This window comes from Erwinia sp. JUb26 (genome assembly GCF_003751505.1).
Lineage (GTDB): Bacteria > Pseudomonadota > Gammaproteobacteria > Enterobacterales > Enterobacteriaceae > Erwinia.
Genome location: NZ_RJVB01000003.1, coordinates 151,493 through 178,062, shown reverse-complemented (window position 1 = coordinate 178,062; position 26,570 = coordinate 151,493). Strand labels below are relative to the sequence as shown.

General features: G+C 55.7%; 26 protein-coding genes. 13 read left to right on the top strand and 13 right to left on the bottom strand.

What is annotated here, in order from left to right; translation table 11 throughout:
• Nucleotides 1–57: 57 nt before the first annotated feature.
• Both poxB and ltaE read left to right on the top strand, forming a co-directional pair.
• Nucleotides 58–1,779 carry a ubiquinone-dependent pyruvate dehydrogenase gene (gene poxB, locus EC836_RS09520; RefSeq protein ID WP_123332439.1) on the top strand — a complete coding sequence of 574 codons (1,722 nt, stop codon included), beginning with the start codon at nt 58–60 and terminating at the stop codon, nt 1,777–1,779.
• A 63-nt stretch (nt 1,780–1,842) separates the two neighbouring features.
• Nucleotides 1,843–2,847, top strand: a complete 1,005-nt coding sequence (gene ltaE / locus EC836_RS09515; RefSeq protein WP_123332437.1) for a low-specificity L-threonine aldolase — start codon at nt 1,843–1,845, stop codon at nt 2,845–2,847.
• Nucleotides 2,848–2,929: 82 nt separating this feature from the next.
• Here ltaE and EC836_RS09510 read toward each other — a convergent pair whose 3' ends face one another.
• Nucleotides 2,930–3,778 (bottom strand): N-acetylmuramoyl-L-alanine amidase, encoded by an 849-nt coding sequence (locus tag EC836_RS09510; protein ID WP_123332435.1) that lies wholly within the window; start codon nt 3,776–3,778, stop codon nt 2,930–2,932.
• Nucleotides 3,779–3,964: 186 nt separating this feature from the next.
• On the opposite strand from EC836_RS09510, the gene EC836_RS09505 reads away from it, so the two are divergent.
• The 6 genes from EC836_RS09505 (at nt 3,965) to artJ (EC836_RS09480) (ending at nt 8,345) form a co-directional block, all read left to right on the top strand.
• Nucleotides 3,965–4,504 (top strand): lipoprotein, encoded by a 540-nt coding sequence (locus EC836_RS09505; RefSeq protein ID WP_123332433.1) that lies wholly within the window; start codon nt 3,965–3,967, stop codon nt 4,502–4,504.
• A gap of 215 nt (nt 4,505–4,719) precedes the next feature.
• The gene (artP, locus tag EC836_RS09500; RefSeq protein ID WP_123332431.1) at nt 4,720–5,448 is read left to right on the top strand and encodes an arginine ABC transporter ATP-binding protein ArtP; all 729 of its coding nucleotides are present in this window, start codon (nt 4,720–4,722) and stop codon (nt 5,446–5,448) included.
• 14 nt (nt 5,449–5,462) lie between these two features.
• Nucleotides 5,463–6,194 (top strand): arginine ABC transporter substrate-binding protein, encoded by a 732-nt coding sequence (gene artJ / locus EC836_RS09495; RefSeq protein WP_123332429.1) that lies wholly within the window; start codon nt 5,463–5,465, stop codon nt 6,192–6,194.
• Nucleotides 6,195–6,197: 3 nt separating this feature from the next.
• Nucleotides 6,198–6,914, top strand: a complete 717-nt coding sequence (gene artQ / locus EC836_RS09490) for an arginine ABC transporter permease ArtQ (protein ID WP_123332427.1) — start codon at nt 6,198–6,200, stop codon at nt 6,912–6,914.
• The gene (artM, locus tag EC836_RS09485) at nt 6,914–7,582 is read left to right on the top strand and encodes an arginine ABC transporter permease ArtM (protein ID WP_123332425.1); all 669 of its coding nucleotides are present in this window, start codon (nt 6,914–6,916) and stop codon (nt 7,580–7,582) included. Before artQ ends, artM begins: the two co-directional genes overlap by 1 nt.
• Before the next feature lie 31 nt (nt 7,583–7,613).
• Entirely contained in the window at nt 7,614–8,345 is a 732-nt protein-coding gene (gene artJ / locus EC836_RS09480; protein WP_123332423.1) for an arginine ABC transporter substrate-binding protein, read from the top strand.
• A 37-nt stretch (nt 8,346–8,382) separates the two neighbouring features.
• On the opposite strand, the gene rlmC is transcribed toward artJ (EC836_RS09480), so the two are convergent.
• The 10 genes from rlmC to EC836_RS09425 all read right to left on the bottom strand — a co-directional run bounded on the left by rlmC (nt 8,383) and on the right by EC836_RS09425 (nt 18,794).
• Nucleotides 8,383–9,513, bottom strand: coding sequence for a 23S rRNA (uracil(747)-C(5))-methyltransferase RlmC (gene rlmC, locus EC836_RS09475; protein ID WP_123332421.1), 1,131 nt, complete (start codon nt 9,511–9,513; stop codon nt 8,383–8,385).
• Between the two features lie 88 nt (nt 9,514–9,601).
• Nucleotides 9,602–10,075 carry a YbjO family protein gene (locus EC836_RS09470; RefSeq protein ID WP_123332418.1) on the bottom strand — a complete coding sequence of 158 codons (474 nt, stop codon included), beginning with the start codon at nt 10,073–10,075 and terminating at the stop codon, nt 9,602–9,604.
• Between the two features lie 1,613 nt (nt 10,076–11,688).
• A complete protein-coding gene (potI, locus tag EC836_RS09460) occupies nt 11,689–12,534 on the bottom strand; it encodes a putrescine ABC transporter permease PotI (RefSeq protein WP_123332414.1) in 846 nt (281 codons plus the stop codon).
• Nucleotides 12,531–13,490, bottom strand: coding sequence for a putrescine ABC transporter permease PotH (gene potH, locus EC836_RS09455; RefSeq protein ID WP_123332412.1), 960 nt, complete (start codon nt 13,488–13,490; stop codon nt 12,531–12,533). The genes potI and potH overlap by 4 nt, the downstream gene beginning before the upstream one ends.
• An 11-nt stretch (nt 13,491–13,501) precedes the next feature.
• On the bottom strand, nt 13,502–14,635 hold the full coding sequence (gene potG / locus EC836_RS09450) for a putrescine ABC transporter ATP-binding subunit PotG (RefSeq protein ID WP_123333152.1): 1,134 nt from the start codon (nt 14,633–14,635) through the stop codon (nt 13,502–13,504).
• A gap of 118 nt (nt 14,636–14,753) precedes the next feature.
• Nucleotides 14,754–15,863 carry a spermidine/putrescine ABC transporter substrate-binding protein PotF gene (gene potF, locus EC836_RS09445; protein WP_123332410.1) on the bottom strand — a complete coding sequence of 370 codons (1,110 nt, stop codon included), beginning with the start codon at nt 15,861–15,863 and terminating at the stop codon, nt 14,754–14,756.
• A 446-nt stretch (nt 15,864–16,309) separates the two neighbouring features.
• Nucleotides 16,310–16,789 (bottom strand): YbjN domain-containing protein, encoded by a 480-nt coding sequence (locus EC836_RS09440; RefSeq protein ID WP_123332408.1) that lies wholly within the window; start codon nt 16,787–16,789, stop codon nt 16,310–16,312.
• Nucleotides 16,790–16,875: 86 nt separating this feature from the next.
• Nucleotides 16,876–17,778 (bottom strand): 30S ribosomal protein S6--L-glutamate ligase, encoded by a 903-nt coding sequence (gene rimK / locus EC836_RS09435; protein WP_123332406.1) that lies wholly within the window; start codon nt 17,776–17,778, stop codon nt 16,876–16,878.
• 22 nt (nt 17,779–17,800) lie between these two features.
• Nucleotides 17,801–18,523: an oxygen-insensitive NADPH nitroreductase gene (nfsA, locus tag EC836_RS09430; protein ID WP_123332404.1), complete on the bottom strand. Its 723-nt coding sequence runs from the start codon at nt 18,521–18,523 to the stop codon at nt 17,801–17,803.
• Nucleotides 18,507–18,794 (bottom strand): YbjC family protein, encoded by a 288-nt coding sequence (locus tag EC836_RS09425; RefSeq protein ID WP_233599224.1) that lies wholly within the window; start codon nt 18,792–18,794, stop codon nt 18,507–18,509. Before EC836_RS09425 ends, nfsA begins: the two co-directional genes overlap by 17 nt.
• A 224-nt stretch (nt 18,795–19,018) precedes the next feature.
• On the opposite strand from EC836_RS09425, the gene EC836_RS09420 reads away from it, so the two are divergent.
• Nucleotides 19,019–19,285 (top strand): GrxA family glutaredoxin, encoded by a 267-nt coding sequence (locus tag EC836_RS09420; protein WP_105593486.1) that lies wholly within the window; start codon nt 19,019–19,021, stop codon nt 19,283–19,285.
• Between the two features lie 59 nt (nt 19,286–19,344).
• On the opposite strand, the gene ybjM is transcribed toward EC836_RS09420, so the two are convergent.
• Nucleotides 19,345–19,728, bottom strand: a complete 384-nt coding sequence (gene ybjM / locus EC836_RS09415) for an inner membrane protein YbjM (RefSeq protein WP_123332400.1) — start codon at nt 19,726–19,728, stop codon at nt 19,345–19,347.
• Between the two features lie 288 nt (nt 19,729–20,016).
• Between ybjM and EC836_RS09410 the strand changes: the two genes are divergently transcribed.
• The 4 genes from EC836_RS09410 to EC836_RS09395 all read left to right on the top strand — a co-directional run bounded on the left by EC836_RS09410 (nt 20,017) and on the right by EC836_RS09395 (nt 25,091).
• Nucleotides 20,017–21,702 (top strand): aspartate:alanine antiporter, encoded by a 1,686-nt coding sequence (locus tag EC836_RS09410; protein ID WP_123332398.1) that lies wholly within the window; start codon nt 20,017–20,019, stop codon nt 21,700–21,702.
• Between the two features lie 230 nt (nt 21,703–21,932).
• Nucleotides 21,933–22,676 carry a phosphatase PAP2 family protein gene (locus EC836_RS09405; RefSeq protein WP_123332396.1) on the top strand — a complete coding sequence of 248 codons (744 nt, stop codon included), beginning with the start codon at nt 21,933–21,935 and terminating at the stop codon, nt 22,674–22,676.
• Nucleotides 22,676–23,281 (top strand): undecaprenyl-diphosphate phosphatase, encoded by a 606-nt coding sequence (gene ybjG, locus EC836_RS09400; RefSeq protein ID WP_123333143.1) that lies wholly within the window; start codon nt 22,676–22,678, stop codon nt 23,279–23,281. Before EC836_RS09405 ends, ybjG begins: the two co-directional genes overlap by 1 nt.
• A gap of 526 nt (nt 23,282–23,807) precedes the next feature.
• A complete protein-coding gene (locus tag EC836_RS09395) occupies nt 23,808–25,091 on the top strand; it encodes an HAAAP family serine/threonine permease (protein ID WP_123332395.1) in 1,284 nt (427 codons plus the stop codon).
• Between the two features lie 67 nt (nt 25,092–25,158).
• Here EC836_RS09395 and EC836_RS09390 read toward each other — a convergent pair whose 3' ends face one another.
• Nucleotides 25,159–26,349, bottom strand: coding sequence for a serine hydrolase (locus EC836_RS09390; protein WP_123332393.1), 1,191 nt, complete (start codon nt 26,347–26,349; stop codon nt 25,159–25,161).
• Nucleotides 26,350–26,570: the final 221 nt, after the last annotated feature.

The window sequence follows — 26,570 nt, the reverse complement described above, 5'->3', positions numbered from 1 at the left end:
TTTGCCAGCAGTTAATCACGGATTTTTTTAATCGAACGTGCTGACGAGGAGGAATGCATGAAGCAAACTGTTGCGGCACTGGTCGCAAAAACCCTTGAGAATGCGGGTGTGAAACGCATCTGGGGCGTGACCGGTGATTCGCTTAATGGACTGAGTGACAGCCTGAACCGTATGGGAACCATTCGCTGGATGCCCACCCGCCATGAAGAGGTCGCGGCGTTTGCCGCCGGAGCGGAGGCGCATCTTACCGGTGAACTGGCGGTCTGCGCCGGTTCCTGCGGCCCGGGCAACCTGCATCTGATCAACGGTCTGTTTGACTGCCACCGCAACCACGTTCCGGTGCTGGCAATTGCCGCGCATATCCCCTCCAGCGAGATTGGCAGCAACTATTTCCAGGAAACCCATCCGCAGGAGCTGTTCCGCGAATGCAGCCACTACTGCGAGCTGGTATCGAATCCCGAACAGCTGCCGCAGGTGCTCGGTATCGCGATGCGTAAGGCCATACTCAACCGGGGCGTCTCGGTGGTGGTTTTGCCGGGTGACGTGGCGCTTCAGCTCGCCCCGGAAGGTGCCAGCGACGCCTGGTACCCCCCGCAGCAGCCGCTGGTGCGTCCGGCATCCAGTCAGCTCTCCGCGCTGGCTCAAAAACTTAACGCAGCGAGCAATATTACCCTGCTGTGCGGCAGCGGCTGCGCCGGTGCTCATGCAGAAGTCGTGAAGCTGGCAGAAACGCTGAAAGCGCCGATCGTTCACGCCCTGCGCGGCAAGGAACATATTGAGTACGACAATCCTTATGACGTGGGCATGACCGGCCTGATCGGCTTCTCATCGGGATATCACGCGATGATGAACGCCGATACGCTGGTGGTCCTCGGCAGCCAGTTCCCCTACCGCGCGTTTTACCCACCCGAAGCGCAGATTATTCAGATCGATATCAATCCCGGCAGCCTTGGCAGCCACAGCCATGTGAATATGGCGCTGGTCGGCGATATCAAAGCCACCCTCGACGAACTGCTGCCGCAGCTTAGCGTAAAAAGCGAGCGACGGTTCCTGGATAAAGCGCTGGAGCACTATGCCAAAACCCGCAGGGATCTCGACGATCTGGCTACCGCCAACGATAAACAGGCGATCCACCCGCAGTATCTTGCGCAGCAGGTGAGTCGGTTCGCCGCGGAGGATGCTATTTTCAGCTGTGACGTCGGTACGCCAACCGTGTGGGCGGCCCGCTATCTGAAGATGAACGGCCAGCGCCGACTGCTGGGATCGTTTAGCCACGGCTCTATGGCTAACGCGATGCCGCAGGCGCTGGGTGCGCAGGCTATCGATCCGCAGCGGCAGGTTATCGCCCTGTGCGGCGACGGCGGCTTCAGTATGCTGATGGGCGACTTCCTGTCGCTGGCCCAGCTTAAGCTGCCGGTAAAAATCGTGGTGTTTAACAACAGCGTGCTGGGCTTTGTGGCGATGGAGATGAAGGCCGGTGGCTATATGACCGACGGTACCGAACTGCATAATCCCAACTTTGCGGCGATCGCCGAAGCCTGTGCCGTGAAAGGATTCCGCGTAGAGAAGGCTTCCGAACTCAATGACGCACTCCAGCAGGCACTGGCGCACGATGGCCCGGCGCTGGTGGATGTGGTGACCGCGAAGGAAGAGCTGGCGATGCCGCCGGAGATTAAAATGGAACAGGCTAAGGGCTTCAGCCTGTATATGCTGCGGGCCATTATCAACGGCCGGGGTGATGAGGTGGTCGAGCTGGCAAAAACTAACTGGCTGAGGTAAAAAGAATTGTCGTTAATTTTCGGGCGCTGCGGCGCCCGTTTTCATGGGTAGAGGAGAGCGAGTGTGATCGATCTGCGTAGTGATACCGTAACACGCCCGAGCCGGGCGATGCTCGAAGCAATGATGACCGCTGAAACCGGCGATGATGTGTACGGTGATGACCCGACGGTGAACCTGCTGGAGGCGGAGGCCGCCGAGCTCAGCGGCAAAGAGGCGGCGCTGTTTCTGCCGACCGGCACGCAGGCCAATCTGGTGGCGCTGCTCTGCCACTGCCAGCGCGGCGAAGAGTATATCGTCGGCCAGCTGGCCCATAACTACAAATACGAAGCGGGCGGTGCGGCGGTGCTCGGCAGCATTCAGCCACAGCCGATTTTAGCCGTCGGTGACGGCACGCTGCCGCTGGATGTCGTTGCGCAGTTTATTAAACCCGACGACCTGCATTTCGCCATGACCCGCCTGCTGAGTCTGGAAAACACCCATAACGGCAAAGTCCTGCCGCTGAGCTATCTGCAGCAGGCATGGGAATTTACCCGCCAGCGCGGGCTGGCGCTGCACATTGACGGCGCACGCATCTTCAACGCGGCGGTGGCGCTGAACGTGCCGCTGGAAGAGATTAGCCGCTACTGCGACACGTTAACTATCTGCCTGTCAAAGGGGCTGGGTGCACCGGTTGGTTCCCTGCTGTGCGGCAGTGCGGAATTTATTCAGCGCGCACGACGCTGGCGGAAAATGACCGGCGGCGGTCTGCGCCAGGCGGGGATCCTCGCCGCTGCAGGGCGCTATGCGCTGCAAAACAATATCGAACGCCTGCGGGAAGATCATGATAATGCCGCCTGGCTGGCCGGTGCGCTGCGGGAAATCGGCGTGGATGTCACCCGCCACGACACCAACATGCTGTTCCTGCGCCTGCCGGAAGCGCAGATAGCCACGCTGGGGCCCTGGATGCGCGAGCGCGGTATCCTGCTCAGCCCGGGCGCGGTAACGCGGCTGGTCACCCATCTGGACGTCAGTCGCGATGCGCTGCAAACCCTCGTTAATGAATGGCGGGCATTTTTAGCACAGCATTGATTAACACCAGACCAGGCGATATTGATGCCGGTCTGAGGGACGCTGAACGGGCCAGTGCAAGCCCGTCCAGTTTCCGGGCGTATTAACCCGAGCCTGTCCCGTATTTTTCAATCAGCGCCGCAGCGATAGCTTCCGTTTCCGCATCGGCAAAACCGCGATAGTCGCTCTGGCGGAAGTGCATCTGAAACGCCGCGATCAGCACCTGTTGCTGATACGGCGTCATCTGCGGCGTCACCTCATAGCCGTAGCTTGCCAGCAGGCCGAGCAGTTTCGTTTTATCGACCCGCTGCGCAGGCGCGCGATTACCGAGATAAAACGTCACCCGGTCCGCATCGGGCCAGGCACCAACGCCCTGCTCCGCCAGCCACTGCCAGGGAAACAGCGGGCCGGGATCCTGCTTACGCATTGGCGCAATATCGCTGTGCGCCACCACATCCTGCGGACGAATGCCGTAGCGCTGCACGATATCTCGCGCCAGCGGCAGCAGCGCGGCCATCTGCGCAGGCGGGAACGGGGCAAAGACCGCCTCTTTGCCCACCCGCCGCCAGCCGGGGTTCTCCAGCTCAATGCCAATCGAAGTGTCGTTGATCCGCGTTGCGCCCTGCCAGTAGCTGATCCCCGCATGCCACGCCAGCATCGACTCCGGCACCAGACGCCAGACCAGCGGCTGGCCATCAAATTTTGGCGGTGACGCCGGCAGCAGGTAATGCGCACTCACCGAATGGTTGGTCAGGGTATTCAGCGAAGGCGAAAAGTCACCTGCCGTGTAATGGATCACCAGCACCTTAATTCGCGGCCGCGCGCCCCAGGCTTCCTGCCGGGTATCCACCGTGTAGCCCTTCTGTTCATGGAGCCCCTGCGGCGTGATGGAGGTCAGCAAATAGATTGCCAGCAGCACCAGCAATGGGCGAATAAAGGACAGCGGCGTCATGGGCGGCTCAGTTTCATCTCGGCAGTAACACGACGACGGTCGTCAGCGATCGGATTCCCTTCCAGCGTTGGGGCAGTGGAAAAATTCATGTCTGTCTCCTTGTAAATATGACAGCGCTCTAACTGTGAAAATGAGCAATTGCGGTCAGTGGTAGCATCGCTTAAGCAGAACAATAAGGAAATCAAGATGAAATACCAAGTCTTTGCTGCTGTTATTCCCCTGGCTGTCCTTCTCAGCGCCTGTACCACGGTCGAACCGGCTTACAAGGATATCGGTTCACGCACTGCGCCCTGCGTTAGCGGCGGGCCGGACGAGGTGGCGCAGCAATTCTACGATCTTCGCTTACAGCATCCTTCACTGGGGGTGCCGAACAGTCAACGGCTGGCAGAATATCGCCCGTGGCTCAGCACACCGCTATATCAGGATTTACTGAATGCCAGTCATCTGTCGTCAACCCTGGCACCGCTACAGGGCGATCTGTTCAGCAGCCAATCTTTGCCAGCCACCCGCGCCATTGTGAGCGACTCATCCTTTATCCCGAATACCGATGCGCGTAATATTGCCCTGCGGGTGAAGCTCAGCCATGCCGGCCAGCCGGAAATGACATGGCAGGATGAAATTCTGATGGCACGTGAAGGCACCTGCTGGACCGTCGATGACATACGCTACCTCGGTCCATCGCCCCATATCACGGGTGGTTCACTTCGCCAGCAGTTCGAAGAGTAACCTTCTCTTGCGCGCCGCCGGACCCGGCGGCACGATCTCACTCACACATTTGCATAACAATAGCAAAGCTTTTCATGTTAAACGGCAACATCGCCCTATCTTGTGCTACGCTTTAATCACCTCGCCAACAATTATAAATTTTAACGCACGATGATTGCATAACTATTCTGTCGACGTTAAGATTTGCGGCATCAATTGCTATTCACTTTTTGCGCATGAGTATTCAACTAAACGGTATTAACTGCTATTACGGTGCCCACCAGGCGCTATTTGACATACAGCTGGCGTGCCCACAGGGCGAAACGCTGGTTCTGCTGGGGCCAAGCGGTGCCGGGAAAAGCTCACTCTTGCGCGTGCTAAATCTGCTCGAGATGCCGCGTTCCGGTACGCTTGATATCGCCGGTAATCACTTCGACTTCATTAAGCCTCCAACCGAAAGTGCGATTCGTGAACTGCGCCAGAACGTCGGTATGGTTTTCCAGCAGTATAATCTCTGGCCGCATCTGACCGTGACGCAGAATCTTATTGAGGCACCGTGCCGCGTGCTCGGTCTGAGTAAAGATCAGGCTCATGAACGGGCCAATAAGCTGCTCGATCGCCTGCGCCTGACGCCCTTTGCCGATCGTTTCCCGCTGCACCTGTCCGGTGGCCAGCAGCAGCGCGTGGCAATTGCCCGCGCGCTGATGATGGAACCTGCGGTACTGCTGTTCGACGAACCGACCGCCGCGCTGGATCCGGAAATTACCGCGCAGATCGTCAGCATTATTCGCGAACTGGCCCAGACGAATATCACTCAGGTTATCGTGACCCACGAGGTGGAAGTGGCGCGTAAAACCGCCAGCCGCGTGGTGTACATGGAAAATGGATACATCGTCGAACAGGGCGATGCCAGCCGCTTTACACAGCCGCAAACCGAGGCGTTTGCACATTATCTTTCGCACTAACGCAGGACATAATGATGAAAAAAGTTGTACTTGCCGTACTTTTAGCCAGCATCAGCCTGGGAGCCAGCGCTGCCCAGACCATCCGTTTTGCGACAGAAGCGTCTTACCCTCCGTTTGAGTTCGTTGACGCCGATAACAAAATCCAGGGATTTGATGTCGATCTGGCGAACGCCCTGTGCCGTGAAATTGGCGCAGAGTGCACCTTCAGCAACCAGGCGTTCGACAGCCTGATCCCCAGCCTGAAATTCCGTCGCTTCGATGCGGTAATGGCCGGTATGGACATCACCCCAGAGCGTGAAAAGCAGGTGCTGTTCACCAATCCTTATTACGATAACTCCGCGCTGTTCGTGGTGCAGAAAGGCAAAGTCACCGGCATTGACGCCCTGAAAGGCAAGCGCGTTGGTGTACAGAACGGCACCACTCACCAGAAATACCTCAGCGAAAAACAGGCTGATATCCAGCTGGTGCCTTACGACAGCTATCAGAACGCCATCCTTGACCTGAAAAATGGCCGCATCGACGCGGTATTTGGCGACACTGCCGTGGTTAACGAGTGGTTAAAACAGAACCCGAACCTGGCCGCGCTGGGTGAGAAGGTGACCGACAAAGCCTACTTCGGTACCGGTCTGGGCATCGCGGTTCGCCAGGGCAACACCGAGCTGCAGGGCAAATTCAACGCGGCGCTGGATAAGGTGAAAGCCGACGGCACCTATAAAACTATCTACAGTAAGTGGTTTCAGCAGTAATTAATGAGCGAATTTTATTCTCTTGCCAGCGCCGCCGGGATGACCGTCGGCCTTGCCGTTTGTGCCTTAATCGTCGGGCTGGCGCTCGCGATGGTCTTCGCCGTGTGGGAATCCGCACGCTGGCGGCCGCTGGCGTGGCTCGGCACGCTGCTGGTCACCCTGTTTCGCGGGCTGCCGGAAATCCTCGTGGTGCTGTTTATCTACTTCGGTGCCTCGCAGCTGCTGCTGACGCTCTCCGACGGATTCACCCTGAATCTCGGCGTGGTGCAGATCCCGATTCAGGTCCCGATTGAAAACTTCGACGTCAGTCCGTTCCTGTGCGGCGTGATTGCGCTGGCCATCCTTTATTCTGCGTATGCTTCTCAAACCCTGCGCGGCGCGCTGAAGGCCGTTCCGGCGGGTCAGTGGGAGTCCGGTCAGGCGCTGGGCATGAAAAAATCGGCGATTTTCTTCCGGTTAATCATGCCGCAGATGTGGCGACATGCTCTGCCCGGCCTGGGTAACCAGTGGCTGGTGCTGCTGAAGGATACCGCGCTGGTTTCACTGATTAGCGTTAATGACATTATGCTGCAGACCAAAAGCATCGCCACCCGTACCCAGGAGCCGTTCACCTGGTACGTTATGGCGGCGGCGATCTATCTGCTGATCACCCTGTTCAGCCAGCAGGTGCTGAAGCGTATTGAGCTACGCACGACGCGCTTTGAGCGCGGAGGTTCCTGATGCTGAGTTACTTCCCCGAACTGCTGAAAGGGCTGCAAACCAGCCTGACGCTGACCGTGGCCTCGCTGCTGCTGGCCCTGCTGCTGGCCCTGGTTTTCACAGTGATCCTGGCACTGAAAGTGCCGGTTCTCAGCCAGATTACCCGTGGCTACATTACGTTGTTTACCGGCACCCCGCTGCTGGTGCAAATCTTCCTGATTTACTACGGTCCCGGCCAGTTTCCTTCCATTCAAAACATTGGCTGGCTCTGGCATTTGCTGTCGCAGCCGTGGCTGTGTGCCCTGCTGGCGCTGTCGCTGAACAGCGCCGCCTATACCGCACTGCTGTTCCACGGCGCGGTGCGGGCGATTCCGGCCGGGCAGTGGCAATCCTGTGCTGCTCTGGGCATGAACCGGAAAGATACGCTGCGCATTTTATTGCCGTACGCCTTTAAGCGCGCCCTCTCCTCTTATTCCAATGAGGTGGTGCTGGTATTTAAAAGCACTTCGCTGGCCTACACCATCACGCTGATGGAAGTGATGGGCCACGGCCAGCTGCTGTATGGTCGAACCTATGACGTGACGGTCTTTGCCGCCGCCGGGGTGATTTACCTCATCGTCAACGGTTTACTGACCCTGCTGATGCGGCTGATTGAACGCCGGGCATTAGCCTTTGAGCAGCGCAGCTGAGCGAACGATTTCTAAAAAAGGAACTGATAACATGAAAAAAATTATTCTGGCCACGGTTCTGGCCAGCATGACCTTTGGGGCTGTAGCCGCAGATAAAATTCGTTTTGCTTCCTCTGCTACCTATCCACCGTTTGAGTCGCTGGACAGTGACAATCAGATCGTTGGATTTGATATCGATCTGGCCAAAGCGCTGTGTGAAGAAATGAAGGCCGACTGTACCTTCACCAATAACCCGTTTGACAGCCTGGTTCCGGCCCTGAAATTCCGTCGTTACGACGCGGTAATCTCCGGGATGGATATCACGCCGGAGCGCAGTCAGCAGGTCAGCTTCACCAAGCCTTACTACGCCAACTCGGCGATTCTGATTGCGCCAAAGGGTAAGTTCACCGACCTCTCGCAGCTGAAAGGCAAACGCGTGGGTATGGAAAACGGCACAACGCATCAGAAGTATTTACAGGAACAGCATCCTGAAATTACCGCCGTGGCCTATGACAGCTATCAGAACGCCATTCTCGACCTGAAAAATAACCGCCTGGACGGTATTTTCGGCGACAGTGCGGTGGTAAATCAGTGGCTGAAAACCAGCCCGAACCTGGGCACCGTGGGCAAGCACGTTACCGACAGCAGCTACTTCGGCACCGGTTTAGGGATTGCGGTGCGCAAGGACAACGCGGAGCTGCTGGCAAAACTGAACACCGCACTCGATACACTGCGGGCAAACGGCACGATTGAGAAGATCAATCAGCGCTGGTTCCCGGAATAATTAACACAGCGGCAGGCGAACGATTCGCCTGCCCGCTTTATGATTTCCGCTGTAACAGCGTCAGTACTTCGTAATGAGCGGTGTGCGGGAACATATCAAACAGCTGCACCTGCACAATACGATAATCACTTAGCCGCGCAAGATCCGTCGCCATCGTCACCGCGTTACAGCTGGAATAGAGTATCCACGGCGGTGCCATGCGGGTCAGATAGTCACACAGTTCGGCACCGATACCGCGTCGCGGCGGGTTCACCAGCACCAGTTCCGGCACGCTGCCTTCTCCGGTAGCAAACGCCGTTGAGTCCAGCGCGGCGAAGTTTACCCGCGTTAATCCCATCAACTCAGCAGAACGCTTCGCGCAGGCAATCGCTTCTTTACTGATTTCAATACCGGTCAGCTGCATATCCGGCGTGGCGCAGTGCAGGCCAAAACCTCCGACGCCGCAAAATAAATCCCACATGCTGTTTACGCCCAACTCCGCCACCCAGCGGCGCGCGGTGGCATACAGCGACGCCGCCACTTCCGGGTTAGTCTGGAAAAAGCTCTGCGGTCGGATCCACAGCGGCACGTCATTCAACTGCTCGGCCAGCGCCTGATTATCCGTCAGCGGGATCTCTTCCTCCCCTTCGAGGATCGCCATCGGCACCGGCTGGATATTGGCGGAGATCGCCGCCAGCTGCGGCAGCCTGCGCTGTAGGTCCGGCAGTGCGGCCTTCAGCTGCGCCAGCTTGGTGGTTGAACGCAGCACAAAGCGCAGCATCACCTCGCCGCTGTAACGACTTTCCGTTAGCAAAATAAACTTCAGCTCGCCGCGACGACGCGCCACGTTATAGGGCGTTAACCCCGCGCGGGCAATAAACGGGCGCAGCGCGGCAAACACATCGGTAAAGCTGTCGGGATAAAGCGGGCAGTCGCAGAGATCGACCGGCGTACCGTCGCGATGCAGCATACCGAGCAGCGGGCGCTCAACGCTGCCGCTGACCACCATTTTCGCCTTATTACGGAATTTTTCCGGCGGAGAGATCACCGGATCCAGCCAGTTTGCCACCGGCAGCGATGCCATCAGCTGCTGCAGATGAGCCTGTTTTTGCGAAAGTTGCTGGGTATACGGCGTTTCCAGCCACTGGCAGGATCGGCAGCGACCGGCGTCGTAGAGCGCGCAATGCATGTTAAAGCCTGTTGATTGGGAATGCGAAATGCAGGGCGACAGTATATACCCAAATCAGCGCCGGGTGCAGCCTCTGACAAAACGAGCCTTAGCGATAATAATGTCGGCTGCTGAGCGGCACAAACAGCAGCAGCAGAATCAACATATCCGGGAATTTTTGCGCGATAAGCGAGCCGATGATGTGGGCATTGTTTTCACCGCTGATGCTGAAAATTTCCGGGTAGATGCCGGTGAGTGTGGCCACCATCATATAAAGTAGCACCACGACCTGAGTGGCGAAAAACGTCCAGCGACCCCAGTTACGCCCGCGCATTAGCGCAATCGCACAGCGCAGTTCCAGAAAGAAGATCAGCTGACTGACAATAAAGATTAACGTGGAATCCCAGGACTGTGCGCTGCGGTGGATGAAGTTTATGACTTCTTCATAACCCAGTTCATTGGCCAGAAGCAGTACGCTGAGCACGCGGGTGGCAATAATGGCGCTGCCAGCGATAAGTACCGGCACCGGGATAGCCATCCGCTCATCGGACAATGCACTGCCACCTCTGAACACCTCTGACATATCCCTCTCCTGCCCTGTACTAAATACCGTCAATCCCTACCAAGTCTGTCTGGTTATTAACCTGTACGCGTATTTACACAGGTTAATTCAACTATTTTTAGCCTATAAGCGCCAATAATGCCACTGCATGGAATAAAATTATTCTCCGTCATTAATTATTTTGCAATGGCAATCAGACAAAGCGACTATTTCTGCGGCTGAAAATGATTTATCGCTGAAGAAATCCTCGCTGATAGCGGTGATGTGGCACTGACGGGTGGGGGCCCCAATCGGGCGGGCTGGTACGACAGTCCTCGCTGATAGCACCGAGCTGGCGCTGACGGGTGGGGCCCCAATCGGGCGGGCTGGTACGAATGTCCTCGCTGATAGCGGTGAGCTGCCGCTGACGGGTGGGCGCCCCAATCGGGCGGGTCCTCGCGCCACGCGCTGCGTGGTCCCTTCACGTCGTTCGTCAGCCGGTCGGACCGGCTCAGACGGCACATCCGTGTGCCGACCGAGCCTTGCGCCCGCGTCCTGCGGTCACATCCTGGCTTCCTTTCTCCGTTCAGCGCTGCGGATTGCCCTTTTGGGGCCCCCACCCGCCCGCTCAGCAGCATTATTGTTGCTGTTTATGTCACAGGACTTTTTATCGTAGGATAATTAAATTTCGGGATTGTTGAAGCGAACGTTTTTTTAAAGCAGGTAGTCATTGAATAATGGCTGTCAAAACCAACAGCAGAATACGAGGCTGCGTAGTTATGCGTTGTTTTTAACCTTACCATACCCGAGACAGGAATTTCTGTGCTTAAGTTTGAACAACTTTTGTCATTCCGGACGACATAAAGTTTTGACATTGATATGCATTACAGCAACACCGTATTCAATTTCAACATTTCCGTAGCCTATTCTTTAAACAGCAACAGGATGCGTGAGCAATACAAAATATCGCCCATAGCTCCGTATAACAGCAACACCGAATTTAATTTCAGCGCTTATCTGCACTATTCTTGAATCTACACTCCAAGCCGTGGATGGTACAAAATGCCCGCTATCAATCCGCCTCATGTCAGCCTATTCAGTTTCGATGCTGATATGAATGATTCTTGAAACGGCGATCGTCTGGATGAACGACGTATATCACCTGTCAGGGATTAGCATTCGCGACCGCCACAGTCGGTTACAGCGCCTCCTCAGCATGTCGGAAACAGCCGATCGCCAAAATGGGGACAATGATAACAACGGGTACAACTATTCCCCGTTGAGAATACGCATCCCCCAGTACCATCCGATGAAGATATTCCTTCAAACCTCTTAGAAACCGCATTCGCGAGAGTAATTGAACAACGCATCGCCAGGCCCCGATTTTCAGACTGGCAGCCACCAGATAGTCAGAGGTAGACGGCCTTTGCGGGGGCTGGTGGGCAATCCGCAGCGCTGAGGCGAAAGCCGCTGGCCAGGAGAGGGCAGCAGGGAGGGTGACATCAGATCGGGCGTGGGCAGGAAGCCCACTCCCGCGCGATCCGTCGGCCAGCGGCTGTAGACGAAGGCACCACGCACAGCGTGGCGCGAGGACCGCCCAGCAGCCCCCGCAAAGGCCGGATATCCGGCACCAGCCCGTCAGCCTTCCACGTAACTCAGTGCCCGGAACGCGCCTTCTGAATATCCTTAATCCGCTGCTTCTCTTCGTGTGCCATCAGGCGCCAGGCGATAAAGCCCACCAGCCCAACCACAAACAGAATCAGCGAAGCCAGCGCGTTGATTTCCGGATTCACCCCACGACGTACGGTGGCGAAGATCTGCATCGGCAGCGTGGTAGCACCCGGCCCGGTAACAAAGCTGGAAATCACCAGGTCATCCAGCGACAGCGTAAAGGCCAGCAGCCAGCCGGTGACGATGGCCGGAGCAATCATCGGCACGGTGATCACAAAGAACACCTTCAGCGGCGTGGCACCCAGATCCATTGCCGCCTCTTCGATTGAGCGGTCCAGTTCGCGCAGGCGTGAGTTGATTACCACCGCAACATAGGCGGTACAGAACGTCACGTGCGCCAGCCAGATGGTCAACATGCCGCGATCGGCAGGCCAGCCGAAGGCGTTCGCCATCGCCACAAACAGCAGCAGCAGCGAAAGGCCTGTGATCACGTCGGGCATCACCAGCGGGGCCGTGAGCATAAAGGCAAAACCGGTCGAGCCTTTGAAACGGCCAAAACGCACGATGATCACCGCGGCAATCGTGCCGAGGATCACCGCCGCCGTCGCCGACAGCGCGGCAATTGACAGGCTGAGCGTCACGGCGCTAATCATCGCATCATCGTGGAACAGCACGTTATACCAGTGGAACGAGAAGCTTTCCCACGCGGCCAGCTGCGACGAGTTAAACGAAAAGATCACCAGCAGCAGCATCGGCGCATAGAGGAAGAAGAAACAAACAGCGAGGATCGCCGTACGCCACTTCGAGCGAATGGTCGGCAAACTGTTCATGCCTTATCCCCCATTTCTTTGTTCTGATGCTTGTGGAACCAGACGATCGGCATGATCAGGATCAGCAAAATAATCACCGCCAGCGCAGAGGCCACCGGCCAGTCGCGGTTGTTAAAGAACTCCTGCCACAGCACGCGGCCAATCATAATACTGTCCGGGCCACCCAGCAGTTCCGGGATCACGTACTCGCCCACCGCAGGGATGAAGACCAGCATTGAACCGGCAATGATACCGCCTTTGGTCAGCGGCACAATCACGCTGAAGAAGGTCTTCAGAGGACGAGCACCGAGGTCAAGAGACGCTTCTACCAGCGAATAATCGATGCGGGTCAGCGCGGTATAGATAGGCAGCACCATAAACGGCAGATAGCAGTAAACGATACCGATATACACCGCCATATTGGTGTACAGGATGGCGATCGGGTGATCGATAATCCCGGTCCACATCAGGAAGCGGTTCAAAATACCGTTATCGTTGAGGATCCCCATCCACGCGTACACCCTGACCAGGAAAGAGGTCCAGGACGGCAGGATCACCAGCAGCAGCAGGATATTGCGCGTTGAGGGGGAAGCATGCGCCACCGCCCACGCCAGCGGATAACCGATCAGCAGGCAGATAGCGGTTGAGACTGCGGCAACCTGGAGCGAATGCAGGTAGGCATCGACATAAAGTGGATCGTCGGTCAGGGTGAAGTAGTTGCCGAGATTCAGCACCATACTCAGCTGGCCGTCGGCCCACGTCAGCAGTTCCGTGTACGGCGGAATGGCGCGCGCAATGTCAGCAAAACTGATCTTCAGGACGATAAGGAACGGCAGTAAAAACAGCAGCGACAGCCAGATATAGGGCAGAGCTATTACCAGCTTGCGGCCGTGGGCCATCTGCAGCCGGGTCAGCAGTGAAACGCCGATGCGCCGCACACTCGGTGGTTTAGTGGTACGTTCAGAAAATTGGCTCATTATTCCCCCTGCTATACCGTCAGAACCACACAGCTATCGGTATCCCAACACAGGCGAACTTCATCGCCCCACGTCGGCGCACCGTTGCGGAAGCGCTGGCCGTTTTGCAGCTGAGCGCTGATCATCTGGCCGCTGCGCAGGCGCACGTGATAGATAGACAGGTCGCCCAGATAGGCAATATGCACCACCTCCCCCACGGCAAAGTTGAAGCCATCGGCCGGAACATCATCACACAGCAGCACTTTTTCCGGGCGCAGCGCCACGTACACCGGCACGCCATCCAGCACCGACACATCGCTCGCCACTTTCAGCGGGTGCACCAGTCCCGGGCTGTCAATAATCAGCCCATCTTCCTGGCGCTCACGCAGCAGGCCCTCAAAGACGTTGACCGAACCGATAAATTCAGCGCTGAAGCGGGTGGTCGGATGCTCGTAAATCTCTTCCGGCTCGCCGATCTGCACAAACTTGCCGCGATTCATAATGGCAATTCGGCCCGCCATGGTCATCGCTTCTTCCTGATCGTGCGTCACCATCACGCAGGTAGCCCCCACGCGCTCAAGAATATCGACTACTTCCAGCTGCATGCGGTCGCGCAGCTTTTTATCCAGCGCACCCATGGGTTCATCCAGCAGCAGCAGTTTAGGCCGCTTGGCCAGACTGCGTGCCAGCGCCACGCGCTGACGCTGACCGCCGGAAAGCTGGTGCGGCTTACGCTTGGCGTACTCCTGCATATGCACCAGCGTCAGCATTTCGGCTACGCGGCTGGCGATTTCCGCCTTGGGCAGGCGGTCCTGTTTCAGACCAAAGGCGATATTCTGCTCCACCGTCATATGGGGGAACAGCGCGTAGGACTGAAACATCATGTTGATTGGGCGCTGATAGGGCGGCACGTGGGAGAGGTCCTGGCCATCCAGCAGGATCTGCCCCTGGGTCGGGCTTTCGAACCCGGCCAGCATGCGCAGCAGCGTGGACTTACCGCAGCCGGAGGCACCCAGCAGGGCGAAGATTTCGCCTTTGTAGATGGTGAGGTTGACATCATCTACCGCGTGCTGACCGTCAAACGACTTGGTCAGATTACGGATTTCCAGCAGCGGCGTTAACGCCCTGCCAGCCTTGCTTTGAGGACGGGGGATCGCGTCGTTCACTACCATTACTCTCCGGCGCTAAAGAGCCTTCCCCAGTGGGACAGGCCCAAAAATAACAAACAGAGGCCGATAACCGGCCTCTGCTGCTTAGCAAGAGTGAGTCAGACTCACTACTCAGTTATTTACCACTTTTAACTTTAGTCCATGCACGCGTACGCACACGGTCAAGTTTCGGATCCTGCAACTTAAGCGTAAACAGTTTCGCCATGGTTTCTGGGGTTGGGTAGATACCCGGGTTGTTGCGAATTGCTTCATCAACGAATGGAATCGATGCTTTCACGCCGCTGGCATAGAAGATGGTGTTGGAAATCTGCGCCATCACTTTCGGCTCCATCAGATAGTTGATGAACTGATAGGCCGCGTCGGTGTTTTTCGCATCTTTCGGAATCGCCAGCATATCGAAGAACGCCAGCGCGCCCTCTTTAGGGATGCTGTAGGCAATGTTCACGCCGTTTTTCGCATCTTCAGCGCGTTTTTTCGCCTGCAGAACGTCACCCGCCCAGCCGATGGCCACACAGGTGTTGCCGTTCGCCAGGTCGTTAATGTACTGAGAAGAGTGGAAGTAACGAATGCTTGGACGCAGCTTCAGCAGCAGATCGGTCGCCGCTCCCGAGTAATCTTTCGCATCGCTGCTGTTCGGATCTTTGCCGAGGTAGTTCAGCACGGTGGCAAAAACTTCTTCAGGTGCATCGAGGAAGGACACGCCGCAGCTTTTCAGCTTCTCAAGGTTTTCCGGCTTCAGTACCAGATCCCAGCTATCCACCGGTGCATCTTTACCCAGCGCGGCCTTCACTTTATCGACGTTATAGCCGATACCGGTGGTGGCCCACAGGTAAGGAATGGCGTATTTGTTACCCGGATCGTGCTGCTCCAGCTTTTTCATCAGATCGGGATCGAGGTTTTTATAATTTGGCAGCTTGCTGCGATCCAGCGGCTGAAACACGCCGGACTGAAGCTGACGCGCCAGGAAGCTGGAAGATGGCACCACCACGTCATAGCCGGTGCTGCCCGCCATCAGTTTGCCTTCAAGCACCTCGTTGGAGTCAAACACGTCATACACGACTTTGATGCCGGTTTGCTTTTCAAAATCGGCCACGGTGTTTGGCGCAATATAATCAGACCAGTTGTAAACGTGCAGCGTTTTATCTTCCGCCAGAGAGCCAGCGGAGATCGCCATCAGCGCACCCGCAACCACACCTGACAACCATTTTTTGCGTTGGTTGAACATCTTCCATTCTCCTGAACAGGGATAATCACAGCCGTACCCGAAAGGTACATTTCTCCAGCAAGCGAACCGGTGAGCGCCTGCGGCAAAATACAGGTTCACAATGAATCATTATTCACTGCGTCGTTAATAGAAAAAACCTATAGTTGTAGCGACGTTGCACGCTTAATGCAGCAACGCAAGAATAGCCCCACTCACTGGTCCAGACCAGACCTTAGCGTAAAAAACGCCTTTTATCGATTTTCTATGCATGTTTCCTCTACGTGATATGCCATTGGCGGCATAAACAGCGATAGATATCTGGCAATTAAGGGCAAAATGCAGAATAAAAAGTGGTGGAGCCCGCGGGAAAAGCCCGTGAAAAAACCGTGCTGGCGCAGATAATTACGTAGAGTGATGAAAAGTCGGACTGTTGGGCAGTAAGGCTACTGCCCCAGGCAGGAGAAAACTTAATGCAGCATGGAGTGGCCGCTAATCACCGGTGGACGCTCTTCATCCTCACCGATCACCAGCAAATGGTTAGCAAAGGCTTCCATCACGATCATCGAAATCTGTTCTTCGCTCTGCTTCATAAAATGATCGAACTGCGCATGGGTCACGCCAGCACTGACGCTAAGCGACTGGCAGACGATCAGCTTCGGCAGGTTATCATCCTGAATATCCAGGAACGCCTTCACCGTCAACGAGCTGGCGTTGATCTGCGACAAATCGCCGACCAGTGGGATTAACGCGGTCGGCTTCACCTCGGCCAGCGCCGAAAACAGGATCACGTTATCAACCAGATCCAGTTTGGCATCAAATATCCCGTCAAAATTCTGCATATGCGGCAGATGAAGGGCCTGACAGGAGTCACACTCGAACCAGGTGATGCTTTGCTGATCCAGCCAACGCCGTAATACGTCGAGATCCGGGACGATGAGTGAATCCATATGATTTGTCTCTTGCCGCGATAAAATTGCGCACTAGCTTACGGAAATTCGTTAATAAAAACCATGTTTACGACAGAAATAAGACATCAGCCACCGGTTTTCAGGCTGAAGCCTGGACGGGCCTGCTCTTCGATCCAGCCGATCATCATCGCGGCAATATTCAGACCGGTTGTTTTTTCAATGCCTTCCAACCCCGGCGACGCGTTAACCTCCATCACCAGCGGACCGCGTTCGGCGCGGAGAATATCGACACCGGCCACGTCCAGCCCGAGCGTTGCCGCCGCCCGAACCGCGATTTCGCGCTCGCGATCGTCAATCACCACGCGCCGGGCGCTACCGCCGCGATGAAGATTGGATCGGAACTCCCCCTCTTTCGCGACCCGCTCGATGGCCGCAACGACTTCGCCACCAATCACCAGACAGCGAATATCCCGCCCCTGCGCCTCTTTAATAAACTCCTGCACCAGAATATGCGCATTCAGCCCACGAAAGGCGTCAATCACGCTTTCCGCCGCCTGGCGGGTTTCCGCCAGCACCACGCCTATTCCCTGAGTGCCTTCCAGCAGCTTGACCACCAGCGGCGCGCCACCAACCATCTTGATCAGATCGCTGGTATCGTCCGGCGAGTGCGCAAAACCGGTGATCGGCATGGCGATCCCGGCGCGGGCCAGCAGCTGCAGCGAGCGCAGCTTATCGCGTGCGCGGGCAATCGCCAGCGACTCGTTAAGAGGATAGCTACCGCACATTTCAAACTGGCGCAGCACCGCCATCCCGTAAAAAGTCGTTGAGGGGCCAATACGCGGGATCACCGCATCAACGTGTTCCAGCTGACGGCCACGATAGTGAATCGCCGACGAGCCGGGGTTGATATTCATATAACAGGAAAGCGGATCGATCACCTCGACGCTGTGGCCGCGCGCGCGCGCAGCCTCAACCAGACGCTGACAGGAGTAGAGCGAACCATCACGGGAAAGCACGGCAATTTTCAACAGTTACCTCCGAAGGGGGCGATCAGCGCGTGGCCCAGCCCTGCTGGTGCAGGTAATCGAGCATAAACGGACGGCTTTCTTTTACCAGCGTCTTGCGGATATGGTCACTCCAGCTTTCAATCCGTCGGTTGCTGTCGCGGCTCTGGTAGTAATTCTCCAACTGACGATCGTATTTCTCCAGCTCGGCGGCATCCAGCGCCCGATACTGGTTCTCATGGACCAGCATTGAGGCAGGCATACGCGGCTTGAACACCGGATCCTGCGCCGGTTCTCCCAGGCACAGTCCGAACAGCGGCAGCACAAATTTCGGCAAGGCCAGCTGTTCGGTCACTTCGGCGATATGATTGCGAATGCCGCCGATAAATACGCCGCCAAAGCCCAGCGACTCCGCTGCGGTCATCGCGTTCTGCGCCATGAGTGCGGTATCGACACAGCCCAGCAGCAGCTGCTCGGCCAGCCCCAGCTGTGCCTCGGGGCAAATCTGCTGCAGGCGATTAAAATCGGCACAGAACACCCAGAACTCCGCGGCCTGGGCGACATATTTTTGCCCACCGCTCAGCGTCACCAGCGTCTCACGCAGTGCGGGATCGCTGATGCGTACGATGGAGGTGCACTGCAAAAAGCTGGAGCTGGAGGCCGATTGCGCGGCGGCAAGAATGGCAGCGCGCTGTTCCTGGGTTATCTTCCGCTCGGTAAAAGCACGAATGGAACGATGGGCGCAGAGCAGATCAATGGTCGGCGTCATGGGAATCTCCTTTTTTCTTAGTAGGCGAACGGCGCGTGTTAAATAAGTCCGGGGCCATGGCTTTGCCCGTACGCCACATCATGACGACAGCGGCGGGCAACATCAGGACAATTCCAACGAAAATCATGACGGTAGCGGCCAGCTTACCGGTGAAAGGAGGAGGTAAAGGAAGCATTTCATGCAGTGTCAGCAGGGCAAGCACCACCACGATCCCCCCCAGCGCTTCAAGAATGAGCACGGGTCGAGGTAACTGAGTAAAAGCACGCATCATGTTTCTCCTTACGCTCTGACATTCGAAGCAAAAAACCCCTGAACTTGCGCCGCCTCACTCTGCCTGAAAACCGCAGAAAAGCGCAAGGAGAATAGCCTGTGCGAATCAGACCAACAGGTAATTCCTTCTTTCATTCAGCGGGGGATGCGGGCATCATAGGCGGCATTGAGCAATAAGTTGTGACTTGAGTCACATAAAAGAATCCAACCCTTGAGGAGACATCTATGTTTGCTGTGATTTTCGGACGCCCGGGCTGCCCTTACTGCGTACGTGCCAAAGAACTGGCTGAGAAACTGACCGAAGAGCGTGATGACTTTAACTTCCGCTACGTGGATATTCACGCGGAAGGGATCACCAAGGCAGATCTGGAGAAAACCGTGGGTAAACCGGTAGAAACCGTGCCGCAGATCTTCCTCGATCAGACTCACATCGGCGGCTGCACTGATTTTGAAGCTTACGCGAAAGCCAACCTGGGCCTGTTCCAGTCTTAATGGCTTTCCCGCAGGGGGAGGCGATTTCGTGCCCCCTGCTGCTGTTATCCTACCGCCCGCTATCCTCGCTTTCCGCTCTGACGTTGATGAATCTCCATCAGTGTCCGCCACAGCATCACCACCAGCGCGCCAGACCCACACCAGAATACCGCACTGGCAATAATCGCAATCTCCTGACCCAGGCCCACGCTATGGAACGTGCTCAACTGCATCAGCGCCAGGCAGGGTGGCGACGCCAGCAGCATGGCCAGCAGCAGCACAGTAAAGGGGGCATCTCTTGACATCAGCGCCGCCAGTGCGCCGGGGATCATAAACAGCAGCAGGCCAAACTGGACGTGATTCATTCCGCCAATCGCGATCAGGTAACGCAGGGCAAGAAAGAGCAAACCATACAGAGAGCTGCAGGCAATAACGCCAGACCAGCTGAAGGCTTTAACCCACATCAGAATCGTCTCCAGGTTATTTTTAACCCAACATCAATTCAAAAAAAGAAATGAGCGTGTGGTTGTTATACAACAACAAATTTAATTATCTTGATATTGCCAGAAAATAAACCAGGCGGATGCTGGCTGTAAGACAGTATAACGATTAAAATAGGCGTCGATTTATCCGTAAAATCAATCCGGCAGGATAAGCATGCAGCGGTCATCCTGTAACCGGCTCCAGCGGATAAAATTTAGCGCATAAACGCCCTTTCATCAATAGGTTAATGGTAAACAAGAAGTTAAACCGTGAATATAAACGTCGCAGACTTGTTAAGTAGAAATTACATACTGTTATTATTTGTTGTTTTGTCCCTGGGCCTGTGTTTAGGAAAACTGCGGCTGGGTTCGATTCAACTGGGTAATTCCATTGGCGTTTTAGTGGTTTCTTTACTGCTCGGCCAGCAGCATTTTTCAATTAATACCGAAGCTCTGAATCTTGGCTTTATGTTATTTATTTTTTGCGTCGGGGTTGAAGCCGGTCCGAACTTTTTTTCTATTTTTTTCCGGGACGGAAAAAACTATCTGATGCTGGCAATTGTGATGGTCACCAGCGCGATGATCCTCGCCCTGGGGCTGGGCAAACTGTTCGGCTGGGACATTGGCCTGACCGCCGGGATGCTGGCGGGATCGATGACCTCCACGCCGGTGCTGGTGGGTGCGGGTGATACCCTGCGGCAAATGATGACCGAGAGCGGAAGCCTCAGCCAGGCGCAGGATCACCTCAGTCTCGGCTATGCCCTGACCTATCTGGTCGGCCTCGTCAGCCTGATTGTCGCCGCCCGCTATCTGCCCAAACTACAGCATCAGGACCTGCCGACCAGCGCACAGCAGATCGCCCGCGAGCGTGGCCTGGATCCGGACAGCAAGCGTAAAGTCTATCTGCCGGTGATTCGCGCTTACCGCGTTGGCCCCGAACTGGTGGCGTGGAGCGACGGCAAGAATCTGCGCGAGCTGGGCATTTATCGTCAGACCGGCTGCTACATCGAACGTATTCGCCGCAACGGTATTCTGGCGAACCCCGACGGCGACGCGGTCCTCCAGCCCGGCGATGAGATTTCGCTGGTGGGCTACCCGGATGCCCACTCGCGCCTCGATCCCAGCTTCCGCAACGGAAAAGAGGTGTTTGACCGCGATCTGCTGGACATGCGCATCGTGAATGAAGAGATCGTGGTTAAAAATAACAATGCGGTCAATAAGCGCCTCAGCCAGCTCAAGCTAACCGATCACGGCTGCTTCCTGAACCGGGTTATCCGCAGCCAGATTGAAATGCCCATCGACGACAGCATCATTCTGAACAAAGGCGACGTGCTGCACATCAGCGGAGAAGCGAAGCGCGTGAAGTCCGTTGCCGACCGCATCGGCTTTATTTCGATTCACAGCCAGGTGACCGACCTGCTGGCCTTCTGCTCCTTCTTTATCATCGGCCTGATGATCGGCATGATTAACTTCCAGTTCAGCAGCTTCAACTTTGGCATTGGTAACGCTGCCGGGCTGCTGTTTGCCGGGATTATGCTCGGCTTCCTGCGGGCTAACCATCCCACGTTTGGTTATATTCCGCAGGGCGCACTGACGATGGTGAAAGAGTTTGGCCTGATGGTATTTATGGCCGGTGTCGGGCTGAGTGCGGGCAGCGGTATTAACCAGGGACTGGGTGAAACCGGCCTGCTGATGCTGGCCGCCGGGCTGATTGTCAGCCTGCTGCCGGTCGTCATTTGCTTCCTGTTCGGTGCGCTGGTGCTGAAGATGAACCGCGCCCTGCTGTTTGGCGCGATTATGGGTGCGCGAACCTGCGCCCCGGCGATGGAGATTATCAGCGACACGGCGCGCAGCAATATCCCGGCACTGGGCTATGCAGGAACTTATGCGATTGCTAACGTTTTGCTTACGCTCGCCGGTACGCTGATTGTGGTAATCTGGCCAATTTTTGGCTGACTGAAAAATTTTTAAGGACTTCAGAGAACTTTTATGGCGGGGTGCAGTCTGAATTAATGCCACTGCTTTTCTTTGAAATCCCCAAATTGAGGAGCCCGTTAAACATTATGTTTAGCGGGTTTTTTTCTTTTCTGCTCCGGCACTTCCGCTTCCCGACTTCCTTCCGCTCTTAATGTTGCCTTAAGCGCTTTCAGGCATCGTAGACTCCCTGTGTTTATCGCCAAAGCGTCATAAAAATGTCATCAATTCTCAACAAAGCCGAAACGAAGCGCGGAATTAGGAGCGAAGCCCTTTACCCTCTGCCAGCTGACTTTTATTTTAAGCAATCCGTGCTGTTACTGCTCAGCGCCCTGTTCCTGATATGGCTGTCGCGCAGTGAAAGCTGGGATATGGCCATCAGCCAGATGTGGTATGACCCGCTGACCCAGCGGTTCCCGTGGAAGGATAACGTGTGGCTGGATCTCATCAACCACCGCCTGTTGAAAGACCTTGTGATCGCCGGTGGCGTACTGCTGCTGATTGCCGGGATCGTGCGCCGCCGGTGGCGCTGGGTGCTGGTGGCACTGCTGATGGGTCTCGGTCCGCTGGTCGTTGGCCTGCTGAAAAACAGCAGCGCGCACTCCTGCCCGTGGGATCTGGTGCAGTTTGGTGGGCATGCGGTTTCCTATCCGCTGTTTGGTGCCATTCCGAAAAATAGCGGCCCGGGGCGCTGCTTCCCCGGTGGCCATGCCTCCAGCGGATTCAGCGCCATGGCGCTGTTTTTCTTGTTTTATTCCCGTCGTCCGCGCCTTGCCTGGTGCTGCTGGTGGGCAGCGTTGGCGGTAGGAACAATCATGGGTTTTGGTCAGATTATGCGCGGCGCGCACTTTTTATCCCACAACCTCTGGGCAGCGTGGTGGATGTGGCTGACGCAGTGTGCAATTTTCGGATGCGTAACGCATCTGCTTAAAATAAAGAGGAAAATAATACAATGATGGAAGAGATTAACCGCTCGCTGTTTCTCTGGATTAACGCCAACGGCGACTCGCCGGGCTGGCTGATTGCGCTGGCGACGTTCATCGCCCGCGACGTGATTGCCATCGTCCCGCTGATGATCGTCGTGCTGTGGCTGTGGGGACCGCGCAGCCAGCTGACCTCACAGCGCGTGCTGGTGGTAAAAACCGGCGTGGCGCTGCTGTACGCGCTGGCGATATCCTGGTGCGTCGGCCATCTTTTTCCGCATCCTCGCCCCTTCGCGATCGGGCTTGGCCATCAGTATCTGGCACACGCCCCTGATGACTCCTATCCCAGCGACCACGGCACGGTGATTTTTACCTTTGCGCTGGCATTTATTGCCTGGCATCGCATGTGGTCCGGCGCCGTCCTGCTGGCCACCGGTGCCGCCATTGCCTGGTCACGTATTTATCTTGGCGTGCACTGGCCGATGGATATGTTGGGCGGACTGCTGGTCGGTGTGCTGTCCTGCCTGTTTGCACAAATATTCTGGCTAATGTTTGGTAACCGCCTGTTACCGCTAATCTCTTCGCTCTATCGCACGGTATTTGCTTTTCCAATCAGTAAAGGCTGGGTGCGCCACTAATTATTTAGCGGGCCGGAATTCTCCGGCCCGCAGCGCAGCGTTAAACATTTCACGCGTACCGATTGCCCCTCGCTTCTATTGCGCAATAAGCCCGAATTAAATGCTGCTTTCCGTCTGCCGTTGCGCAAGTGATTAAACCGACAACAACTCAGTCTTTAAAATAAAAATAACTCGTTGTTTTTATTAGCATATAAAACCAAGCGCTGACAAAAAACCACCAACAAGCCTACTATTTAACCATTTAAAAAACCTTAAATTCAGTTTAAATGCCTGTTAAGAAAGCCGTTACCTGGTAGATAATCCCTGTAAAACACCCCACCACAGATGTTCACACCAAAAAAGGTCGTAGAATTGTGACTGCGATCACCGGTAATAGATCATCCAGTGCTTTCATCTATTTTTTCTGATGGTAGAGTGTGCGCCATAAAAATCAGAGTGATTAATTAAATCCGTTATTGGTAATTAAAAAATTGCTGTGCGGATGTTAAGCGATTTAATTAATTGTTTTTAAACACTGGAGAAAGTGATGGACTCATCCCAAACAGCGGTGCTCAATCCCGTAGCCCCTCAGGATGCCAGTACGTGGCGTAAAACCGACACCATGTGGATGCTGGGCCTGTACGGCACCGCCATTGGCGCAGGCGTGTTGTTCCTGCCGATTAACGCCGGTATTGGTGGCCTGATCCCGCTGATTATTATGGCGCTGCTGGCCTTCCCGATGACGTTCTTCGCCCACCGCGGACTGTGTCGCTTCGTCCTCTCAGGCAGCAAGCCGGACAGCGATATTACCGAAGTGGTGGAAGAGCATTTTGGCGTGGGTGCCGGTAAGCTGATCACCCTGCTCTATTTCTTCGCTATCTACCCTATCCTGCTGGTTTACAGCGTGGCGATCACCAACACCGTCGAAAGCTTTATGACTCACCAGCTGCAGATGCAGGCACCTCCGCGTGCGCTGCTGTCGCTGATCCTGATCGTTGGCCTGATGACCATCGTACGCTTCGGTAAAGATATTATCGTCAAGACCATGAGCATGCTGGTGTATCCGTTTGTGGTGGTACTGATGGCGCTGGCGCTGTACCTGATCCCACACTGGAACAGTTCAATTTTCGACAACGTCAGCCTGAGCGGCAGCGGCAGTGGCCTGCTGATGACGCTGTGGCTGGCGATCCCGGTGATGGTGTTCTCCTTCAACCACTCGCCGATTATTTCCGCCTTTGCCGTCGCCAAACGCGGTGAGTACGGTGACATGGCCGAGGCCAAATGCTCACGTATTCTGGCCCGCAGCCACATCATGATGGTGATTACGGTGATGTTCTTTGTGTTCAGCTGCGTGCTGAGCCTGTCACCGGAAAACCTGGCGGAAGCCAAAGCGCAGAACATCTCCATTCTGTCCTACCTGGCGAACCACTTCAGCACCCCGCTGATGGCGTGGCTGGCCCCGATGATTGCGATTGTGGCGATCACCAAATCGTTCCTCGGCCACTATCTGGGTGCGCGTGAAGGCTTCAACGGTACGGTCAATAAGATGCTGCGCAGCCGCGGTAAAACGATTACCGAAAGCAAACTGAACCGCTTTACCGCGCTGTTTATGCTGGTGACGACGTGGATTGTTGCTACGTTGAACCCAAGTATCCTCGGTCTGATCGAAAGCCTGGGCGGCCCGATTATCGCCGTGCTGCTGTTCCTGATGCCGATGTATGCCATCAATAAAGTCCCGGCGATGCGCAAGTACAGCGGTAAGCTGAGCAACGTGTTCGTGGTACTGGTAGGCCTGGTGGCGATTTCCGCCGTGGTTTACGATTTAATCTGATGTTCCCCAGCGGGCGGACCGGCCGGTCCGCCCCTGCTTCCTGACGACAAGAACTGAAGAACCCGCTTTAGCTGAACAGTCCGGTGATTTTCATCACAATAAAGTCCCAGATACGGCCAAAGAATCCCGCCTCTTTCACTTCCTCCAATACCACCAGCGGACGCTGATCGATGGATTTACCATCCAGCTGGAAATCGATAGTACCGACCACCTGATTTTTTGCCAGCGGCGCGGTGAGCTGTGGCTGAGTGAGGGTGAAGCTGGCTTTCAGATTTTTCATCTGGCCTTTTGGCACGGTAATCGCCGCATCTTTCGCGACGCCAAGATTAACCTCACTGTGCTCACCGTACCAGACGCGCTGCGTCGCAAACGGTTTACCGGCCTTAATCGGTGTCACGGTTTCGTAGAAGCGGAAGCCCCAGGTCAGCAGCTTCTCGCTCTCGCGGATGCGAATGGCATCTGTTGCCGTCCCCAGCACCACGGAAATCAGGCGCTGATCGCCGTCTACCGCCGATGCCACCAGATTATTCCCCGCGCCCGAGGTATGGCCGGTTTTAATGCCGTCTACCTGGAGATTGGTGCTCCACAGCAGTCGGTTGCGGTTGTACTGGCGGATTTTATTGAAGGTAAACTCTTTCTCTTTATGTATCGCATACTCATCGGGCACATCGCGGATTAGCGCCTGGCCGATCAGCGCCATATCCCGCGCGGTACTGTACTGCCCGTCGGAATCCAACCCGTGTACGGTTTTGAAATGGGTGTTCTGTAAACCCAGCGCCTTCACATAGTTGTTCATCAGGCCGACGAACGAGTCCTGGCTGCCCGCAACATAGTCCGCCAGCGCGATACTGGCATCATTGCCGGACTGAATAATAATGCCCTTGTTCAGCTCCGATACCGGAATGCGATCTCCCGGCTTGAGGAACATCAGCGACGATCCCTGTAGCACAGGGTTACCGGTCGCCCAGGCATCTTTGCCCACGGTGACCATGTCATCTTTATTAATCTTGCCGGATTTCAGCGCCTGGCCGATGACATAGCTGGCCATCATTTTGGTCAGGCTGGCCGGATCGAGGCGATCGTCCGCCTGGTGTTCCGTCAGCACTTTCCCGCTGTTGTAATCCATCAGGATCCAGGCTTTGGCATCGATCTGTGGCGCTGCGGGTGCCTGTTCAGCGAACGCAGCGGGCAGTGTCAGTAACACCGTTGAGGCAGTGACCAGAGTAATAACGCTGGCAGAGAGGAGATTTTTCTTCATGGCGTGACCAGATATCCATTTTAAAGACAGGTAATCGAAGCGCAATCGGGCACTTAACCACCCTACACTAAGACGTAACATCAATGAAAAGAACCTTCAAACCGTAAAGTTTTCTAGAGTTTATTAGATAAATCTTAACCTTGCCCGTGGTGATGCATAAATAATCGCCGTCAACGGCCGGATAATGCCAGGACATATTCCGAATTATGGTTAAACAGTTA

Coding starts and splice junctions, on each gene's coding strand:
- poxB (WP_123332439.1), top strand. CDS start 58: ATGAAGCAAACTGTTGCGGCACTGGTCGCAAAAACCCTTGAGAATGCG.
- EC836_RS09510 (WP_123332435.1), bottom strand. CDS start 3,778: ATGACGCCGCTGTCCTTTATTCGCCCATTGCTGGTGCTGCTGGCAATC.
- EC836_RS09505 (WP_123332433.1), top strand. CDS start 3,965: ATGAAATACCAAGTCTTTGCTGCTGTTATTCCCCTGGCTGTCCTTCTC.
- artP (WP_123332431.1), top strand. CDS start 4,720: ATGAGTATTCAACTAAACGGTATTAACTGCTATTACGGTGCCCACCAG.
- artJ (WP_123332429.1), top strand. CDS start 5,463: ATGAAAAAAGTTGTACTTGCCGTACTTTTAGCCAGCATCAGCCTGGGA.
- artQ (WP_123332427.1), top strand. CDS start 6,198: ATGAGCGAATTTTATTCTCTTGCCAGCGCCGCCGGGATGACCGTCGGC.
- artM (WP_123332425.1), top strand. CDS start 6,914: ATGCTGAGTTACTTCCCCGAACTGCTGAAAGGGCTGCAAACCAGCCTG.
- artJ (WP_123332423.1), top strand. CDS start 7,614: ATGAAAAAAATTATTCTGGCCACGGTTCTGGCCAGCATGACCTTTGGG.
- rlmC (WP_123332421.1), bottom strand. CDS start 9,513: ATGCATTGCGCGCTCTACGACGCCGGTCGCTGCCGATCCTGCCAGTGG.
- EC836_RS09470 (WP_123332418.1), bottom strand. CDS start 10,075: ATGTCAGAGGTGTTCAGAGGTGGCAGTGCATTGTCCGATGAGCGGATG.
- potI (WP_123332414.1), bottom strand. CDS start 12,534: ATGAACAGTTTGCCGACCATTCGCTCGAAGTGGCGTACGGCGATCCTC.
- potH (WP_123332412.1), bottom strand. CDS start 13,490: ATGAGCCAATTTTCTGAACGTACCACTAAACCACCGAGTGTGCGGCGC.
- potF (WP_123332410.1), bottom strand. CDS start 15,863: ATGTTCAACCAACGCAAAAAATGGTTGTCAGGTGTGGTTGCGGGTGCG.
- EC836_RS09440 (WP_123332408.1), bottom strand. CDS start 16,789: ATGGATTCACTCATCGTCCCGGATCTCGACGTATTACGGCGTTGGCTG.
- nfsA (WP_123332404.1), bottom strand. CDS start 18,523: ATGACGCCGACCATTGATCTGCTCTGCGCCCATCGTTCCATTCGTGCT.
- EC836_RS09425 (WP_233599224.1), bottom strand. CDS start 18,794: ATGATGCGTGCTTTTACTCAGTTACCTCGACCCGTGCTCATTCTTGAA.
- EC836_RS09420 (WP_105593486.1), top strand. CDS start 19,019: ATGTTTGCTGTGATTTTCGGACGCCCGGGCTGCCCTTACTGCGTACGT.
- ybjM (WP_123332400.1), bottom strand. CDS start 19,728: ATGTGGGTTAAAGCCTTCAGCTGGTCTGGCGTTATTGCCTGCAGCTCT.
- ybjG (WP_123333143.1), top strand. CDS start 22,676: ATGGAAGAGATTAACCGCTCGCTGTTTCTCTGGATTAACGCCAACGGC.
- EC836_RS09395 (WP_123332395.1), top strand. CDS start 23,808: ATGGACTCATCCCAAACAGCGGTGCTCAATCCCGTAGCCCCTCAGGAT.
- EC836_RS09390 (WP_123332393.1), bottom strand. CDS start 26,349: ATGAAGAAAAATCTCCTCTCTGCCAGCGTTATTACTCTGGTCACTGCC.